General features: G+C 64.3%; 15 protein-coding genes. 9 read left to right on the top strand and 6 right to left on the bottom strand.

The window, feature by feature from the left end; translation table 11 throughout:
* The first annotated feature begins 860 nt into the window (after positions 1 to 860).
* Entirely contained in the window at positions 861 to 1,220 is a 360-nt protein-coding gene (gene arsC, locus ACO1XS_RS14895; protein WP_486391046.1) for an arsenate reductase (glutaredoxin), read from the top strand.
* 280 nt (positions 1,221 to 1,500) lie between these two features.
* The gene (locus ACO1XS_RS14890; protein WP_331569079.1) at positions 1,501 to 2,058 is read left to right on the top strand and encodes an NADPH-dependent FMN reductase; all 558 of its coding nucleotides are present in this window, start codon (positions 1,501 to 1,503) and stop codon (positions 2,056 to 2,058) included.
* A gap of 24 nt (positions 2,059 to 2,082) precedes the next feature.
* Here the strand turns inward: ACO1XS_RS14890 and ACO1XS_RS14885 are convergent, their stop codons facing one another.
* Both ACO1XS_RS14885 and ACO1XS_RS14880 read right to left on the bottom strand, forming a co-directional pair.
* Positions 2,083 to 2,838 carry a hypothetical protein gene (locus ACO1XS_RS14885; RefSeq protein WP_331569081.1) on the bottom strand — a complete coding sequence of 252 codons (756 nt, stop codon included), beginning with the start codon at positions 2,836 to 2,838 and terminating at the stop codon, positions 2,083 to 2,085.
* 67 nt (positions 2,839 to 2,905) lie between these two features.
* Positions 2,906 to 5,149 (bottom strand): hybrid sensor histidine kinase/response regulator, encoded by a 2,244-nt coding sequence (locus tag ACO1XS_RS14880; RefSeq protein ID WP_331569083.1) that lies wholly within the window; start codon positions 5,147 to 5,149, stop codon positions 2,906 to 2,908.
* A gap of 517 nt (positions 5,150 to 5,666) precedes the next feature.
* Here ACO1XS_RS14880 and ACO1XS_RS14875 point away from each other — a divergent pair.
* The 6 genes from ACO1XS_RS14875 (at position 5,667) to ACO1XS_RS14850 (ending at position 11,369) form a co-directional block, all read left to right on the top strand.
* Positions 5,667 to 6,035: a response regulator gene (locus tag ACO1XS_RS14875; protein ID WP_331569086.1), complete on the top strand. Its 369-nt coding sequence runs from the start codon at positions 5,667 to 5,669 to the stop codon at positions 6,033 to 6,035.
* A complete protein-coding gene (locus tag ACO1XS_RS14870) occupies positions 6,028 to 6,651 on the top strand; it encodes a chemotaxis protein CheC (RefSeq protein ID WP_331569088.1) in 624 nt (207 codons plus the stop codon). Before ACO1XS_RS14875 ends, ACO1XS_RS14870 begins: the two co-directional genes overlap by 8 nt.
* 8 nt (positions 6,652 to 6,659) lie before the next feature.
* Complete coding sequence (locus ACO1XS_RS14865; protein ID WP_414720223.1) at positions 6,660 to 7,589, top strand: sensor domain-containing diguanylate cyclase; 930 nt, start codon at positions 6,660 to 6,662, stop codon at positions 7,587 to 7,589.
* 163 nt (positions 7,590 to 7,752) lie between these two features.
* The gene (gene hpnD / locus ACO1XS_RS14860) at positions 7,753 to 8,601 is read left to right on the top strand and encodes a presqualene diphosphate synthase HpnD (RefSeq protein WP_486391045.1); all 849 of its coding nucleotides are present in this window, start codon (positions 7,753 to 7,755) and stop codon (positions 8,599 to 8,601) included.
* Positions 8,602 to 8,679: 78 nt separating this feature from the next.
* Positions 8,680 to 10,674, top strand: a complete 1,995-nt coding sequence (gene shc, locus ACO1XS_RS14855; RefSeq protein WP_486391044.1) for a squalene--hopene cyclase — start codon at positions 8,680 to 8,682, stop codon at positions 10,672 to 10,674.
* A 2-nt stretch (positions 10,675 to 10,676) separates the two neighbouring features.
* Complete coding sequence (locus ACO1XS_RS14850; RefSeq protein ID WP_486391043.1) at positions 10,677 to 11,369, top strand: phosphorylase; 693 nt, start codon at positions 10,677 to 10,679, stop codon at positions 11,367 to 11,369.
* Positions 11,370 to 11,384: 15 nt separating this feature from the next.
* On the opposite strand, the gene ACO1XS_RS14845 is transcribed toward ACO1XS_RS14850, so the two are convergent.
* Both ACO1XS_RS14845 and hpnN read right to left on the bottom strand, forming a co-directional pair.
* Positions 11,385 to 12,260, bottom strand: coding sequence for an MlaA family lipoprotein (locus ACO1XS_RS14845; protein ID WP_486391042.1), 876 nt, complete (start codon positions 12,258 to 12,260; stop codon positions 11,385 to 11,387).
* The gene (hpnN, locus tag ACO1XS_RS14840) at positions 12,253 to 14,889 is read right to left on the bottom strand and encodes a hopanoid transporter HpnN (protein ID WP_331569097.1); all 2,637 of its coding nucleotides are present in this window, start codon (positions 14,887 to 14,889) and stop codon (positions 12,253 to 12,255) included. Before hpnN ends, ACO1XS_RS14845 begins: the two co-directional genes overlap by 8 nt.
* Before the next feature lie 266 nt (positions 14,890 to 15,155).
* Here hpnN and ACO1XS_RS14835 point away from each other — a divergent pair, with 266 nt between their 5' ends.
* Positions 15,156 to 15,752, top strand: coding sequence for an MlaC/ttg2D family ABC transporter substrate-binding protein (locus tag ACO1XS_RS14835; RefSeq protein WP_331569099.1), 597 nt, complete (start codon positions 15,156 to 15,158; stop codon positions 15,750 to 15,752).
* A 6-nt stretch (positions 15,753 to 15,758) separates the two neighbouring features.
* Here the strand turns inward: ACO1XS_RS14835 and ACO1XS_RS14830 are convergent, their stop codons facing one another.
* Both ACO1XS_RS14830 and ACO1XS_RS14825 read right to left on the bottom strand, forming a co-directional pair.
* Positions 15,759 to 16,400, bottom strand: a complete 642-nt coding sequence (locus tag ACO1XS_RS14830) for a response regulator transcription factor (RefSeq protein WP_331569101.1) — start codon at positions 16,398 to 16,400, stop codon at positions 15,759 to 15,761.
* Positions 16,397 to 17,842, bottom strand: a complete 1,446-nt coding sequence (locus tag ACO1XS_RS14825; RefSeq protein WP_331569174.1) for a cache domain-containing protein — start codon at positions 17,840 to 17,842, stop codon at positions 16,397 to 16,399. The genes ACO1XS_RS14830 and ACO1XS_RS14825 overlap by 4 nt, the downstream gene beginning before the upstream one ends.
* Positions 17,843 to 17,962 lie beyond the last annotated feature (120 nt).

Raw genomic sequence — 17,962 nt, 5'->3', positions numbered from 1 at the left:
GAGAGCCGAGAGCCGAGAGCCGAGAGCCGAGAGCCGAGAGCCGAGAGCCGAGAGCCGAGAGCCGAGAGCCGAGAGCCGAGAGCCGAGAGCCGAGAGCCGAGAGCCGAGAGCCGAGAGCCGAGAGCCGAGAGCCGATCGGAACAATTCAGGACTGTGGCTAGCGTCTCATGGGTCTAGGTCTGTCTGGCGCGAGCCCCGCGCCGAACGCGCTCCCCGAGGCAGCGTCGAATGCTTGGGCGCAATTGCGTCGCCCGAAAATGTTTTGTGGATCAACGGACCACACCTGCATCAGGGCACCTATCGCTGGATCGGAATGACGTCCGCTTCTTAACGCCCCATCGCGCACGGGCCGCCGTGGCTCGCGCCCCGTGGTGATCGCGCTTTTCACACTCCTTCCCGGGGAGCGGCAAAGGGGCCGACGCTTTATGCGCATAAAGTTCTCGGTTCCCGCGGACGGTTGCCGGTGCCAAATGACAACGAGACGTTGCGCTCGCCTCGCCGAGTGGCCCGTAATCTCGTCAGAGATGGCCGTCAGCAAACCTGCGCCGAGCAGGCACCTTCCACAATCCCTTCCAGCGCCACGGTCTTACAGTCCATAAGCCGCGAACCCAATCCGGAGCCAGCTCATTACTGCGTCATCGAGATGCGTTCGACAAAAAATAAAAATATGTTGAATTCGACGAAGAGCAACTTATTCCCTAACAACTCCCGGCCGTCCTGCCGCCCCCTAGCAGGCTCCTCGCTCGAAGCATCGCCAGTATTTCCGGAGCACATCCACTAAGCTGCGCTACCGCGGCGGTTCCGCGTTTCGTAGAATCACGACCGAATATTTCCAACGTTCAGGCAGGAGCTGTTTATCCATGATCACCATCTATCACAACACGCGCTGTTCGAAGTCACGTTCCACCTGCGAACTGATCGACAGTACGTTGAATACCTCCGGGGAGCCGGTGCGCATCGTCGAATACCTGAAGGAACCGCTCAGTGTGGACGAATTGAAAGCGCTTCATCGCATGCTCGGCGGGCGGGTTCGCGACATGATTCGCGATACGGAGCCCGTGTACGACGAACTCGGACTCGCGGACGCTTCGCTCGACGACGATGCTCTTTTCGCCGCGCTTGCGGGTCATCCCATCTTGCTCCAGCGGCCGATCGTGACGCGCAACGGTAAAGCCGTCATCGGGCGACCGCCCGAGGCGGTCCGTGCATTGTTCGGTTGATCTGCCTTACAGCCGGCAGTGCTGGGACGGACGCCGGACGCCGTCGTCATCCAAACGTCATGATTGTGACGATCGGTAAGCGGGGAGCGGGAAACCGAAGTTATCCACAGATTCTGTGGAAAAGGTTGTGGAAAGGCGGCCTGAAACCCAGAGCCCGCTGCCATCTGACTGGGCTGCGCATAAATTGGCCGCTGGTTCGACACATGGGCGACTATCATGGAAAGCTCGTCGTCCCGGAGGTACCTGGGGCGGCGCCTCTCAATGTGCAAGGAGCGACTTGATGGCTTATCGAATCGAAGTGGTGGTGGGCAGTCTGCGCCGGGATTCGTTCAACAAGCAACTGGCGCAGGCGCTCGCCCGGCTCGCAGGCTCGGAGATGACGTTCTCGTACCTGGATCTCGGCGTGTTGCCGCTTTATTCGCAGGACTACGATGCGGACTTCCCGCCAGTCGCGCGCGAATTCAAGCAGCGGATAGAAGCAGCAGATGGGCTCTTGTTCGTGACGCCTGAGTACAACCGTTCGATGCCTGGCGTACTCAAAAACGCGATCGATTGGGGCTCGCGTCCATGGGGACACAACTCGTGGAAGGACAAACCCGCGGCCGTTTGCGGTATCTCTGTCGGTGCGACGGGTACGGCGCTCGCACAACAGCATCTACGCAACGTGCTCGCGTATCTCGACGTGCCCACGATGGGCCAGCCCGAAATATTCCTCAAGCACACCGAAGACTTTTTCGACGCGTCGGGGAATATCGCCAACGAGAGCACGCGCAAGTTCCTGCAAGGGTTCGTCGATCGCTTCGCCGCCTGGGTGCAACGCCAGACGGCGAAGCATTGATCGTGCGTCGCGTGCTAGCGACCGCTATCGATCGTCGCGCTCGCTGCCGTGAAAATGCTCTTCCTCCTGCAGGTACTCGTCGGGTACAGACGACGGTGAAGCGCTTGGCGCTGCTGGCGTGACGGCCGCACCGGAAGGCGTGCCGGCATCTTGTGCCCGCGCCTCGTCGCGCCGTCCAGCGAACACCGCGCCCATACCGGGGGCAGCGCCCGCGGCAACGGCCATGGCGTCTGCCTCGCTCGCGGCCACGTCCTTGGCTGCTGCCGGGCCGGACGGCTCCGCGGCTTGCTCTTTTCGCGCGAAACTGTGCACCCTGCCGCGCGTGGTCACGGTGGGGTTTCGCCGAAAACCGAGTTCCTCGAGCGGCGAGCGCTCCCGCGCCACCTCGTCGGCCGGGGCGCACCACGTGGCAGCCCGTTCTTCGATGTCCATCGGGTTGCGCGCGGCGAGGGCGGCGCGAACCGCCTCGCATTGCGCGTCATCGACGACATCCACGCTCAGCATGACAGCCCCCCGGCGCACGGCTTCGGCGTATTGAGTCGTTTCGCGCCGTGGCGGCTCGCTCGCGAAAAGCGATTCGAAGAATCGCTCGATGCTCGCGAGCAGCCCTTCGTCGACATGCGGCGGCTCGACAACCGTTGTGGCGTCGGTGGCGTACGTCGGCTCACAACGCGCTTGCAGCGTAATAGACGTCCGGGCGATTCCCTGGACGACCAATGCGTCGCGAGCTTCCTCCGCCCCGGCGTACGTATCGAAAAATGCAATGACCGTGTGCTGCATGATGCGCTCCCCCTATCGACTTTTAGTCACGGCACATTAATTGTTGCAAATAATGGGCCGGCCCCGCTCAACTCGCCTTGCCCGCCGCTGGGGCGTGTTCTTCCCGTTCTCGCCGGATGGTCTGCAGCATCGCGTCGAGCAGGGCGATATCGAAAGGTTTTGACAGCACGCGTACGCGGACATTCCGCGCGCGTTCGAGTTCTTGCGCATAACCCGTCACAAGAATGACGGGCAGCGGGGGCACGAGCGACTGCGCCGACTCCGCTAGATCGAGGCCATTGCGGGTACCCGGCATATGGATGTCCGAAATGACGACATCGAATGCCGGCGTCGTGGGGTGCCCGATGAGTTGCAGTGCGGCATCCGCATTGAATAGGCAGGTGACGTCATGCCCCATCATGCGCAGCAAGGCTTCGGTGCCAGCGGCGACCTCGTCGTTATCTTCGACGAGCAAAATGCGCAGACCGCTGCTGCCCTCTGCGCTTCCGGAGCGCGGCGAGTCAAGAGCGGGCTCGGCCGGCGTGGCGGTGGAGCGCGGCAAATACAGTCGTACGGATGTCCCGACGCCCAACGTGCTATCGATCGTCGCGAGTCCGCCTGAACGCTCGCAAAATGCGAAGACTTGCGGCAATCCGAGCCCCGTACCCATGCCCTGCGGTTTCGTCGTATAAAGCGGCTCGAATGCGTGAGCAAGGACTTCCGGCGACATTCCCGTTCCGGTGTCTTCGAGTGTCACGACCACGAATTCGCCAGTAAGCGCGAACCCGCTTTCGCGCTCGAGGCGAATGTCATGCGCGCGAATCGTGAACTGCCCGCCGTTCGGCATCGCGTCTCGCGCATTGACGGCAATATTGATCAGCGCAAGCTCGAGTTCGGCGATGTCGACCTCGATAGGCCAAATCGGGTTGGCGATGTCGATGACGAGACTGACCTTCGCGCCGAGCGATGCATGCAGGAATTCGCGGCTGGCTGCGATCCAACGCGCCAGATCGATCGTCTCGCTGCGCAGCGGTTGTTTGCGCGCGACGCCGAGCAACTGGCGCGTGAGAGATTGGCCGCTTTTGAGCGCGCGCTCGATCGCACCGAGTTCGCTTTCGATCTGGGCGGACCCGCGGCGCCGCGCGATCTGGACGTTGGTGGCAACAATCATCAGCAGGTTGTTGAAGTCGTGCGCGACCGTGCCGACGAGGTTGCCCAACGCCTCCATCTTGCGCGACTGCCGGTACGCCGTTTCGATGGAGCGCCGCATCGAAGCTTCGGCTTGCCAGCGCGTCCACGCTTCTTCTTCGGCCGAAAGACGTCGTAACGATAGGCCGAGAACGAACCAAAGGACGATGGATGGAACGAAAATCGATACAGCAAGCACGGCAACGCGGTGCGACCAGTCTGCCCAAATCGCCGCACCGCTATACGCGCACGAGACATATACCGGGTAGGCGCCGACGCGCCGGAACGCAAGAATCTCGCCGTGACCGGTCTCCGGCGAATGACCGACTCGAATCACACCCGCCTTGGTGCCGCGTTGGAGCGCGGAAGCAAACGCCGGCGGCGGGGCGGCCTCGCTCGACTGCGGGTACGACGCCAGCACCGCGCCGTCCGAGCGCATCAGCGAGATCGTGAGCGCGCGGCTCTCCGAGCCAAGCAGTTCCCGGTAAAACGATTCGAAGTACGAACGCCGCAGCGCGACAGAAACGAGGCCGCCGAACTTGCCGTCGGGCAGGCGCCGGGCAATGCCCGTATTGAATACCGCCTCGCCGCTGCCGGCATGCCAGACCATGACCTTCGAGACATGCTCGAGAATCTGCCCGCCCCGAATGCCCACGAAATCGTCGCGCCCGGCGATCGACGCGAGCGGCGCGGGGTAATAGCGGCTGTTCGCGAGGAGCAGCCCGTCGGGCCCGAAGATCGAAATCGAGCCCACCTGCGGATAGCCGCCTCCGATTTTGACGAGACTGTCGTGGATGTATGCTTCGCGGGCGCGCACCTGGCTGTCGTCGAGCCCGTGCACGAGGTCGTCCACGCGGGCATCGAGCGTTTCGTTCAGATCGAAAACCTTGAGCGCGTGTTCCTCGGCGATGCGCACGGTGCGCACCGCAGCGTCGGTCGCCCGAGCGACACCGGTGCGGAAATCCGAATAGGCCACGGCCGCCGCATAGACGCACGGCAGGACGATCGCCGCTCCGAGCATGACGATCAGCGTGGTGCGCCGGCCCGCGAAGTCGGGCTCGGGGACGCTCGGGTACGACGACTCTTCCTGCCAACTCGAAGGCGTCGGGTTCGCTGCCGGTGCGTCGCGCCGGTGACGCGTCATGGTCGAGAGATCCAAGGAGGGATAGGTTGCCTGATTCCAATCATAAGCGACTTGAATCGCTGCCTAACGTGTGCTCCGTTACATTTATGAGGCTCGTCGACCTTTCGGCCGACGAAAACAGCGACGAAATCGGAAGCGCAAACGTACACAAAAGAATAATCCACGCAATATTAGCGAAATATGTCCCTTCCATTTCTTCACATTGATAAATGCTGCGACGTTTCATCGTTCTGCCAAAACTGGGGGAGTTGATTTTCCGTCTGTTTGCCAAGAGAATTTGGCTCACTTTTACGAGAAAACACGCGTCCTGCGGGGGGGACGCACCTGTGAGGCATGCCTGCTTCGCCGCCATACGCGTGCGCGGAGCCGCCGCGGCGCCTCTTCCGGTCCGTCCGGAAAGCGCGCTGCTCGCCGCGCGCTCGCAGCCTGCCGACCTGAGCTCGCCCTCTCGCTAAAGAAGGTTTCCGAGCCGCCGTTAACTCGGTGTAGATTGATCCGCCTTTTCGTCACGCCTGCCATGCCCTTGCCGATTGTGATCGCCGATGACTCCCTGCTTGCCCGCAAGGTTCTGACGAAAGCCTTGCCGGACGACTGGGACGTCGACATCACCTATGCATCGAACGGCCGCGAGGCGCTCGCGCTTTATCGGGCGGGCAAAGCGTCGGTCATGTTCCTCGACCTCACGATGCCCGACATGAACGGCTATCAGGTACTCGAGGCCTTGCAGCACGAGGACCTCAATACCTTCGTGATCGTGGTGTCGGCAGACGTGCAACCTCTTGCGCAGGAGCGCGTTCGCGCGCTCGGCGCCGCCGCGTTCGTCGCCAAGCCCGTGACCCCCGAGGCCTTGCTGCCGATCCTCAAGGAGTACGGCTTGTATGCGTGAGACCGTTCTGACCGAAGACCAGCGCGACGCATTGCAGGAAATCGCCAATCTGGCGATGGGCCAGGCCGCCACGCGCCTCGCGACGCTGCTCGATACGTTCATCGAGCTGTCCGTGCCGCGGGTGAGGGTGGTGCGAGTCGAGGATGCGGCGCGCACGCTGCGCGACATGACCGGCATCGACGAGCATGTCATCGCCGTGCGTCAGGGTTTTCGGTCGGACATCAAAGGCGAGGCGCTCGTCATCTGCCGCAGCAGCGGCGTCGGCAGTCTATGCGCACTCGTCAATGACCCTTACGTTCATTCGGCATATGAATCGGTCAGCCAGACCGAGTTGATGTTCGATGTGGCGAACGTGCTGACCGGTGCGTGCGTGTCGTGCATCATGAATCAGCTCGATCGCACGCCGATCTTCTCGGCGCCCGGGCTGCTCGGCGAAAAGCTCGCGCTCGAAGACGTCTTCCATGCCGACGTGCTGGCCTGGCGGACGGCACTGCTGCTCGAAGTCAATTTCTCGCTCGAAGATAAGACGTTCCGCGCCCATCTCGTCATGCTGATGGCCGAAGAATCCATTCGCCGCATGAACGAGGCGCTCAATGCGATCCTGTCCAGCCTATGAATCAAGTGATGGAGCAGTCTCTCAGCGATCTCGTCATCGAGCGGGTGGACTTCGGCATCTTCGTGCTCGATCGCACGATGAAGGTACTGATGTGGAATCGCTTCATGCAGGACCACAGCGGATTGCCGGCCGAACAAGTCGTCGGCAAGTCGGTCTTCGATAGTTTTCCCGAACTGCCGCGCGTCTGGCTCACGCGCAAGGTGGAGAGCGTCTTTCAGCTCGGCAGCTTCGCCTTCAGCTCCTGGGAGCAGCGCCCCTATCTGTTCAAGTTCGACCACGACCGGCCCATCACCGGCGGGGTCGATTTCATGCAGCAGGATTGCACGTTCATGCCGCTTACGCGCGGGCGCGAAGTCGTCGCGGTGTGCGTGACGATTTCCGACGTCACGAATGTGAGCGTGATGCAACGCGAGCGCGAGGAGGCCGTCGTCAAGCTGCGCGAGTATGCGAACCGCGACGGTCTGACGGGCATCGCGAACCGGCGCTTTTTCGAAGCGCGGCTGCGCGACGAATTTGCGCGCTGGCAGCGCTACGGCGGAGAGCTTTCGGTGCTGCTCTTCGATCTAGATCATTTCAAGGACATCAACGACCGGTTCGGGCACGCCGTGGGCGATACCGTGCTGCGCGTGATGGCGCAGCGGGTGGCCGATGCATTGCGCGCGCAGGACATCTTCGGGCGTTTCGGCGGCGAAGAATTCGCGCTGCTGTTGCCCTGCACGCCGCTTGCCGATGCCATGATCGTCGCCGAAAAAATCCGGACCACGATCTGCGATACGCCCGTGGAAGCCGAAGGCATGCGCGTGCCCGTGACCGCCAGTGTCGGCGGTGCCGCTGCGCGCCCCGGCCTGCCGGGCTACGAAGTCCTCATCAACGAGGCCGATGCGGCGCTTTACAGCGCCAAACGGCAAGGGCGCAACCGCTCGGTCGCGCTGGCCTGACGGGCCCCAAAAAAGGTTGATATACTTTGGCGCGTTTCCGGCACTCCCGCCGGCGCATTGCGGCTGATCGCGCGGGCCGATGACGCCGCGTGGTGCCTTAACGGCACGCCGCGTGGGGTATCGACTTTCAATCGCCCGGGAGGGCGCCACAGCGGAGTTCGCCTTGGCTGTTTCAAATCTCGTCGTGGACGAATCCGAAACCGACGCCGCCGCCGTCACCTCGAGCAGCTCGTTTTATCTCGCGATGCGCATTCTGCCTGCGCCGCAACGCGATGCGATGTATCAGGTCTACGCATTTTGCCGGGCGGTCGACGACATCGCGGACAGCGACGCGCCGCGCGCGGAACGCAGCGCCGCTCTTGGACGATGGCGCAACGATATCGACGCCTGTTACGCGGGCACGCCGCGGCCGTCGCTCGCCGCGCTGACGCGTCATATCCGCACGTTCGATCTGCAACGCGAGGATTTTCACGCGATGATCGACGGCATGGCGATGGATGCGGCCGCCGATATCTGTGCGCCCGACGAAGCCACGCTCGATCTTTACTGTGACCGCGTCGCGAGTGCCGCGGGGCGGCTCTCGGTGCGGATTTTCGGCATGCAGGAGGAGCCGGGAAGGGCCCTGTCGTACCATCTCGGCCGGGCATTGCAGTTGACGAACATCCTGCGCGATATCGACGAAGACGCCGCGATCAATCGCTGTTATCTGCCGCGCGAGCTGTTGGCGCGGGAAGGCATCGCGGCCGCGAATCCGCTCGCGATCGCGGACGATCCATCGCTGCCGCGCGTCTGCGCGACGTTGGCCGAGCGTGCCCTTGACCACTTCGGTCGAGCCGATGCGATCATGGACGCCGCCCCGAAGAAAGTCGTGCGGGCGCCACGGATCATGTCGGGCGTCTATCGGTTCCTGCTCGAGCGCACGCTCGAACGCGGGTTCGACGTGCCGCGCACGCCGGTGTCCAAGCCACGCCTGCGGCTCATGTGGATCGTCGCCCGGTACGCGCTCTTTTAAATCCGGGCGAGCGGAAGCACACCGCACAAAGCGCAACGGGGCGACATGAGCGCTTCTCAATCAAACGTATACATGCCGATGAACGATTTTTCCTCAGCACATACCGCCGTTGCCGCGCTCGATGCCACGCGCGCGGCACCCGGGGACGATGCGCTGGAGAGCGCGATTTCGCGCGCGACCGATGCGATCCTGGCCGATCAGCGCCCTGACGGCCATTGGGTCTACGAGCTCGAAGCCGATGCGACGATTCCCGCCGAATACATCCTGCTCGTCCATTACCTCGGCGAGACGCCGAACGCAGAACTCGAACGCAAGATCGTGCGCTACTTGCGCCGGATTCAGCTCGACGACGGCGGCTGGCCGCTTTTCACGGATGGCGCGCTCGATATCAGCGCCAGCGTGAAAGCTTATTTCGCGCTGAAAATGGCGGGTGAACCCGAGAGCGCGGATCACATGCAGCGCGCGCGTCGCGCGATTCTGGCCGCGGGCGGGGCCGAAGCCGTCAATGTCTTCACGCGCATCCTGCTTGCGCTGTATGGCGTGATGCCCTGGCGTGGCGTCCCGATGATGCCCGTGGAAATCGCGCTGTTGCCGCAGTGGTTTCCGTTTCATCTGTCCAAGGTCTCGTATTGGGCTCGCACGGTGATCGTGCCGTTGCTCGTACTCAACGCCCGGCGTCCGGTGGCGCGCAATCCACGTGGCGTTCGCATCGACGAGCTGTTTCGCGGTGCGCCGGGCGATGCCCGGCTGCTGCCGCGCGCACCGCATCAAAGCAAGGGCTGGTTCGCGTTCTTTCGTGCCGTGGACAGCGTGCTGCGCGTGACCGACCGATTGTTTCCGAAGGCGACACGGCAGCGTGCGATCGAGGCGGCCGTCGCGTTCGTCGACGAGCGCCTGAATGGCGAAGACGGGCTCGGCGCGATTTTCCCGGCGATGGCGAACGCCGTCATGATGTACGACACGCTCGGTTATCCACCCGATCATCCGAACCGTGCGATCGCGCGGGCATCGATCGAGAAGCTGCTCGTGATCGGCGACGACGAGGCTTACTGTCAGCCGTGTCTGTCACCGGTCTGGGACACCTCGCTCGCGGCGCATGCGCTCTTGGAGACGGAGCTGCCGCGCGCCGAGCAGGCGGCGTTGCTGGGCATCCAGTGGCTGCGTCCGCTGCAGATTCTCGATGTGCGGGGCGATTGGATCTCGCGTCGCCCGAACGTGCGGCCGGGGGGGTGGGCATTCCAGTATGCGAATCCGCACTACCCCGATGTCGACGATACGGCTGTCGTTGCCATGGCGATGGAGCGCGCAGCGAAGCTCACGGGCTCCAACGTGGACCGCGAGGCGATCGCACGCGCACGCGAGTGGGTGGTCGGCATGCAGAGCAGCGACGGCGGATGGGGCGCCTTCGAGCCCGAGAACACGCATTACCACCTCAACAACATTCCGTTCTCCGACCACGGTGCGTTGCTCGATCCGCCGACGGCCGACGTATCAGGGCGTTGCCTGTCGATGCTCGCGCAGTTGGGCGAGTTGCCGGCCGCGAGCGAGCCTGCCCGGCGCGCCTACGACTACTTGCTCGACGAGCAGGAGGACGACGGCAGCTGGTACGGCCGCTGGGGCATGAATTACATCTACGGCACCTGGACGGCGCTCTGTGCGCTCAACGCGGCCGGCATGTCTCACGAGGACCCGCGGATCCGCCGCGCCGTGCAATGGCTCGCGGCCATCCAGAACGACGATGGCGGCTGGGGCGAGGACGGCACGAGCTACAAGCTCGGCTATCGCGGCTACGAGCGCGCGCTCAGCACGGCCTCGCAAACGGCTTGGGCGGTCCTTGGGCTCATGGCGGCCGGTGCGGTCGCGCATCCCGCGGTCGAACGCGGAGTGGCCTACCTGCTGCGCACGCAGCGCGAGCACGGTTTGTGGGACGAGACGCGTTTTACCGCGACCGGCTTTCCGCGCGTCTTTTACCTTCGCTATCACGGCTACCGCAAGTTCTTTCCGCTATGGGCGCTTGCCCGCTATCGGAACCTCGTGCGCGGCCGGCAGGTGCGCGTATCTGTCGGCATGTGACGATGGAACCGCACGCGCCACTGCCCGTGATTGCCGTGACGGGCATGGCATTCGAAGCCCGCATCGCGCGCGGCGAGGGTGTGCATGCGGTCTATGCGGCCCGCAGCGACTTGCTCGAACGCGCATTGGCCGCGGCGCTGGCACGCGGCGCATCGGGTGTCATCAGCTTCGGTACGGCGGGCGGGCTCGCCGCCGATCTCCGGGCCGGTACGCTGATCGTCGCCGATGCCATCGATGGCCCGGACGGTAGCATGCCGACGGACCCCGCCTGGCGCGAGCGCATCGTCGCGAGGCTTGCTGCCGCGACGCTCGACGCGCCCTGGCAGTGCGGCGTGCTCGCGGCCGTCACGGCACCGCTGACGAGCACCGAACAAAAGGCCGTGCTCAACCGGGCCCGCGGTGCGTTGGCTGTCGATATGGAGTCTCACATCGCGGCCGGGATGGCGCGCGCGCACGGCCTGCCGTTCATGGCCTGCCGGGCGATCGTCGACCCGGCGTGGCGAGCGCTGCCCGAGGCGGCCACAGCGGGCCTGCGCGACGACGGCACGACGGCTCTCGTCCCGATTCTCGCGTCGCTCATACGTGCGCCTTCGCAGCTCGGCGCGATGATCCGGCTGGCCGCCGATGCGCACGCGGCGCGTGCCGCGCTCACCGAAGCGCGCCGCACGCTTGGGCCCGCATTCGCGCGGCCCTGACGTCGCCTTTTTCCGCTATTTGGATTGCGGCGCGCTGGCTGGCGCCGCAGGCTCGGGGGTGACCGCGGCCGGAGCGGGGGTGACGCCGCTTGCCGGCGCGGGTGCGGGCGCCGAAGGCACGGCGTCGCTCGCGGCAGCGGGTGCTGCGGTCGTGCCGCTCGAATCGCTTTCACCCTCGTCGCCATAGTTCGGCAGCGCGGGTGCGGCCGCGGCGCCGCCCGTGTTCGTCCGTGAGCGCCGTTGTTGCAGATAGGCGTCGCGGACGAACGAGTATTTGTCGAGGGCTGCCTGTTCGAGGATGTTCGTCGCGCCGAGCATGTCGGAGCGCACGCTCACGAACTGCAGGATGTAAAGCGGAGTGCGTGCCGCCGGCTCGACGTAGTTCAGCGGATTGAAGCGAACATCGACGGCGAGTCCGACGCTGTCGCGAAACGTGCTGGGACCGAAGATCGGCAGGACCAGATAGGGTCCGGAGGGGATGCCCCAACGCCCGAGGGTCAGCCCGAAGTCCTGATGGTGCTTGGGCAGCCGGGCGAGCGTCGCGAAGTCGATCAGGCCGCCTACCCCGAACGTGGTGTTCATCGTGAAGCGCATCAGGTCCGAAGTGGCATCCGTAATTCTGAGTTGCAGCAACTCATTGGCCACGTTGGTCAAATCGCCCAGATTCGAGAAGAAATTGCTGATGGCCGTGCGCAACGGGTGCGGCGTGATCTTCTGATAGCCCTTCGCGATCGGCACGGCCACGCTTTTGTCGACGGCATCGTTGAAGCGAAAGATCGCCCGGTTCATCGGCTCGAGCGGATCGCCCGCCGTTCGGTTCGGTGCGCTCGCACAGCCGGCCAGGACGATCGCGGCGCCCAGCGCCACAGGGAGGGTCCGCAACTTATCCATCGATTCCTTCTAGTTCTTTTGTGGGCGGGTGAGCGTCGCGCGGTCTGCCCATCAATATGGGCTGAAAGACGACCGCGCCGATGAGCGTACACGAAAGCGCGAGCGCGAGCAGTCTGCCCATGCTAGCAGTGCCGGGATGGTGCGAGAGCCAGAGGCTGCCGAACGCTGCAGCCGTCGTAGCGGCGCTGAACAGCACAGCGTGCGTGAGGCTCGATGCGAGCAGGCTCGTCTGGCCGTTGCGCCACGCCATCACGAAGTAGACCTTGAACGCCACGCCGACGCCCAGCATCAGCGGCAACGCAATGATGTTGGCGAAATTGAGCGGCATGTCGAAAGCCACGCAGAGCTCCAGCGTGACGATGGCCGAAACGAGCAGCGGGATCATCGTTCGCAACACATCGGCGAAGCGGCCCAGGGCGATCCAGAGCAGCACCGTGATCGCGATAACGGCCAGTGCGGCCGCCTGCAGAAACGCCTTGATGATCGTGTTGGCCGAATGCAGGATCGAAATTGGGCCGCCCGTGGCACCCGGCTCCGCTTTCTTCACGGCATTGGCGAAGCGGCGCAGCATCGTATCGTCGCCGGGGTCCACGCCCGGCGGCACGCGCGGGGAGATCTGCACCAGCGCACGACCGTCCGGGGCAACCCACTGGCGAACCATCTCGGGCGGCAGCGTCTGTCGTGTAATCGCCGAAGGCTGCAATAGCATCGTCAATTGGCGCAGCGCAAGGCGAAGCGGAACGGAGAATGCCGCTTCGGCGCGATCGCGCGTGGCGGGATCGGCGGCAGCGAGCTGTGCGAGCGATGCCGACAGGTGCTTCGCTTCGGCCGCGCCGGGCCCGGGGTGATCCTCGGCCGCATAGGAGAGCTGATTGGAGGCGCGCTTGAGTGCGGCGACGCGCTGAGCGTCGGTCGCCGGCGCAGCCGGCTGCTGCGTCAGCGCGGGCAGCAGCGACTGGGCGGCTTGTGCGATCGATGCGAGCTTTTGCGGTTGATCGGGGGGAATCAGCGACGAGAGCGTCGTTACGCGCCCGACCTCGGACAGATTCGTCAGCCGCGCCGCGACGGCATCCGCGGCGCTCAACGATGGCGCAAGCACCGATACGTCGTTGACCGCTGCTTCGGGCGAGTCCTTGAGCGAAAGCAGCGTCGCCATCGATTCGGTGTGGGGATCCTTCAGATGCAGCGGATTGAAATCGAAGCGAAGATGCAGGAGCAGCGGCAATGCACCGATTACCACGACGAGCGTGCCGATCAGTATCGGCTTGCGATGGTCCTGCAGGTACTCGTCGATGGGTGCGAGCGCCGTGAAGCCCGGCCGCGCGGGCTCCCCGGGCGGTGCCATCAGCTTGATCAGAGCGGGCAGCAGCGTCATCGTGCTCAGATAGGCGACGATCATGCCGACGCCGGCGATGAGCCCGAGTTCGGACACGCCGCGATAAGCCGTCGGCAGAAACGCGAAGAAGCTCGTGGCGACGGCCGTCGCAGCCAGCGTCAACGGCGCGCCCATCGAATGCGCCGTGCCGACGAGCGCATGATCGAGGCGCTCGTCGCGGTAGCGTTCCTCTCGATATTTGACGCCGTACTGGATCGCGAAGTCGGCACCGAGACCGACGAACAGCACCATGAACGCGACCGAAATCATGTTGAACGAGCCGACCATCAACAGCCCCAGCGCGGCAGTAATGGGCAGCCCGACGGCCAGCGTCACGAACACGGCGAGGATCATCCGCTTCGAGCGCAGCGCGAGCCACAGGATGCCGAGCACCACCGCGAGCGTCGCGATGCCGTTCACGAGCGCTCCGTCTTCGACCGAAGCGAATTCCTCGTCGGCGAGCGGCTGTTCCCCGGTCAGCCGAACCACGGCGCCGAAGCGCTTTTCCAGCTCGAGCTGCCGGGCCGCGGCGCGAATGGCCGCCGTGGCCTCGGCGCCGGGCCGCAGCACCGCATAGTTCACGACCGGCGCCACGGTGACGAAGGCGCGAGCCGGCTGGCGAGCGGAGTCCGCATCGACGAGCGCGCGCCACGAGAAGGCGGCGGGTTTGCCGGCGAGGACCGCATCGACGGTGTCCGCGCTGCGCGAAAAAAGGGTCGTCAGTCCAGGCAGCGTAACTTGACCCGATTCGAGCGGCAGACCCAGCATGGTCGACAGCGTCGTGGCGAGTCCCGTCAGACTCGGGTCGTGCGCGAGCGTGTTGACGAGCGGGCGGGCGCTGGCCAGCTGCGATGTCGTGCCGCTCAGCGTGCGGGGGGAGACGAACAGCAGCCCGTTGTGTTCGAAGAACGGGCCGCCGCCCGGTTGCGAGACATCGCCCACCTTGCTTGCATACGCCGGCGCTTTGAGCCCGGTCGCGAGCGCGTCGGCCGCGGCGTCGGCGAGTTCGGGCGCCGGGGCCTCGACTACAGCTAGGATCGTCTGGCCGCGCTGGGGAAAGGCCCGATCGATGGCGTCGCCGAGTGCCGACCATTGGGGATCGTTCTCGATCAGCGTGCTGATATCGGTATTGATCCGAAAATGGCGGGCGATGTAGACGCTGCTTGCGGCCGCCAACACCAACGAAAGCACGACGACCCAGACCGGGCGGCGCACCGACGAGGCAACGAGGCGAACGATGAGGGACATCAGCATGAATCGGCCAGCTCGGAAAGGGTAAACGACAAAATAAGCAAGTATACCGGCCAACGGGTATCGCGCCGCGTCGAGCGCGCGACGCACGGCCAAAGCTGCCCGGGTACGCGCGATGCTTGTATCGCCAGTTATACGTTTGCAAGCAGCTGTATCAAACGGATGCTCGACCCGCGCCGCTCGGTATACTGCCGCTACACCGGACACCCGAGCAGGCAACGCGCCTGCGCTGGGGCTCCGGCTTCTTCTCCACTCGAACCCGATTCCCCATGAAACGTCATCTGTTCGCTTTTTTCACGGCTGCGTTCGTCAGCCTGGCCGCTCAGGCGCAGACTGCGCCCGTCGACGTGGTTCAGCATGCGGTGCGCGGCACGGTCGACGCGATGAAGAAGGACCCCGCCGCCAGCGGCGGAGACATGACGAAGATAAAGCAAATCGTCAATGACGACTTCATTCCGGCGACCGATTTTGGCCGCACGACGCGCATTGCCGTCGGCGAGGCGTACAAGCAGGCCACGCCCGAGCAGCAAAAGGAGCTGGTCGACCAGTTCAGTAAGTTGATGACGGCCACCTATGCCGCCTCGCTTGCGCAACTGGGCACGCAAGACGCCAAGTTCAGCTTCAAGGAAAGCACCACGACGGGCAACGATGCGCTCGTCACGTCGACGGTGACCACGCCGGGCGACTCCCAGACGGTCGCCTATCGGCTCGGCAAGGTCGGCGGCGCCTGGAAAATCTACGACATCGACATGTCCGGGGCTTGGTTGATCCAGGTCTATCAAGGGCAGTTCAAGACGCAACTGCAAAAAGGCGGCGTGCCCGCGCTCATCGACTTCCTCAAAAAGCATAACGCGCGGACCGAGTGAGCAGCCTCAGCGGCGACGCCGCTCGACCGCGAATTTGATCAATTCCGCTTGCCCCTCGATCTCGAGCTTGCGCTTGAGATTGAGGCGGTGCGTTTCCACGGTACGGACCGATAAACCGTAGCGTTCCGCGATCTGCTTGCTCGCGAGACCTTCCGCCAGTGCGTCGAGAATCTCCAGCTCGCGCGGCGTGAGCCGCTCCACCGGCGTTTGCAGCGCGCTCGCTTGAATCATGCGAGCAGCGACTCCCGCGCTGAAGAACGTGCGATTGCCCAGCACCGCCTCGATGGCATGCACGATCTCGGTGGCGGGCGAATCCTTGAGTACATAGCCGCTTGCGCCGGCGCGCACCGCCTGCGTCACGTACTCGACGTTGTCGTGCATCGACAGCATCAGCACGCGCACCGCCGGAAAGCGCTCGTGAAAGATGCCGGCGAGCACGATGCCGTTCATGCCATTCATGCCGACATCCATCAATGCGAGATCCGGGTTCGACGTTTCCGCCAGCGCGAGCGCTTCTTGCGCGTTGCCGGCTTCGCCCACGACATGCAGGCCAGGTACCGCTTCGAGCCGCAGGCGCAGGCCGTCGCGAACGAGCGGATGATCGTCGACGAGAATGATATTGGCGATGGACTGATGCTGTGCGGTCATGAAGTGCGGCTCTGGGAGGCGAGGGAAGGGGATTCACGTTTTTTCGACGGCAGCGGCACGCGTGCCGTGACGACTGTGCGGCCCGGCTCCGACGCGAGCGTCAACGTGCCGCCGAGCGGCTCGAGCCGCTCGCGCATGTTGCGCAGGCCGATGCCGCCGCGTGCATCGGCCTGCACGCGGTCGATGTCGAAGCCGCGACCGTCGTCCGAGATCGAGAGGGCGACGGCGTGCTCGGACACATCGAGCGCGAGTGTCGCATGCGCGGCGTGTGCGTGCCGCACGATATTGGCGAGCGCTTCCTGAGCGATTCTGAACAATGCCGTATTGACGCCTTCGGACAGCCCTAGCAGGCGAGCGTGGGCCGCATCGTCGTCAGTAGTCCGAACGAATGCGATATCGATGCCTGCTTCTTCACCGAGCTCGCGAGTCAGTTGCTCGAGCGCCGCCGCGAGTCCGAGATCGTCGAGCATGGCGGGCCGAAGTGCATGCGAGATGTGGCGTACCTCGCGCAGCGCATCGGCGAGACGCGTGAGGCCGGTGGCCAGCGGGGCCTGGGGATCGGACGCGCCGACGCGCTGCGGGCCGGCAGATTCGAGGCGTGCGAGCGCCGATTCGACGAGCAGCTTCACCGAGACGAGCTTCTGACTGATGCCGTCGTGCAATTCTCGCGAGAGCCGGGCGCGCTCTTGTTCCTGCGATTCGACGACTTGCTGCGCGAGGCGCTTGAGCTTCGCATCGGCGCTGCGATATTCGGTGACGTTGACGAACACGGCGCATGCGGCAATGACGATGAAACCCGCCAACGCGATGGCCCCGATCCACATCATCGTGCGCCGGATGTTGGCCGATGCACTTTCGTCGATCCGTGCGAGGGCGGCAGTCACGCCGTCGAGATAGATGCCCGTGCCGATCATCCAGCCCCATCGCGGCAGCAAGACGACATAGCCCAGTTTCGGTTCGAGCTGATTCGTCGATGGCCGATGCCAGACGTATCGCACGTAGCCGCCGCCGTGCTTCGCGGCCGCGATGAGCTCCTGGATGGTCAACGCGCCTTGCGGATCGCGCATCCCCCAAAGATTGCGGCCGACGAGGTCGGGCTCGCGCGGATGCATCAGCGAATTGCCCTCCATGTCGTAGACGAAGAAATAGCCGTCGGGTCCGAAGTCCATGTTTTGCAGTACGGCCAGGGCGCGATGCCGCAGCGCCTCGTCATCGCGTGGATCCTGAGCGACGGCCTCGTCAAGCGGCGCGATCGCGCTCGTCGCGAGTTCCACGTAGTGCCGCAACTCCGTCTGCTTGCTCGACATATAGGCCGCTTCGACGGTTGCATGTTGCGCTTTCGCGAGCGCTGTCGCTTGCAGTCGAACCCCGATGCCGATACCCGCTATCGCAACGAGAAACGGCACGATCGCCAGCAGAAAGATTTTGGTTTTGACCTTCATCGCTGAAACGTTGATGGCATGCGCGCGTGCGGCGCTCATGCAGTTGATACGTACTACTACTTAGCCCTGTTACGTAGTTATGCGCTTGTGAGGGGCAGAGCGAATCTGAATACTACACGC

Source organism: Trinickia sp. (assembly GCF_057351765.1).
The sequence above is the reverse complement of the archived record's forward strand: the minus strand, read 5'-3'. Positions and strand labels throughout refer to the sequence as shown.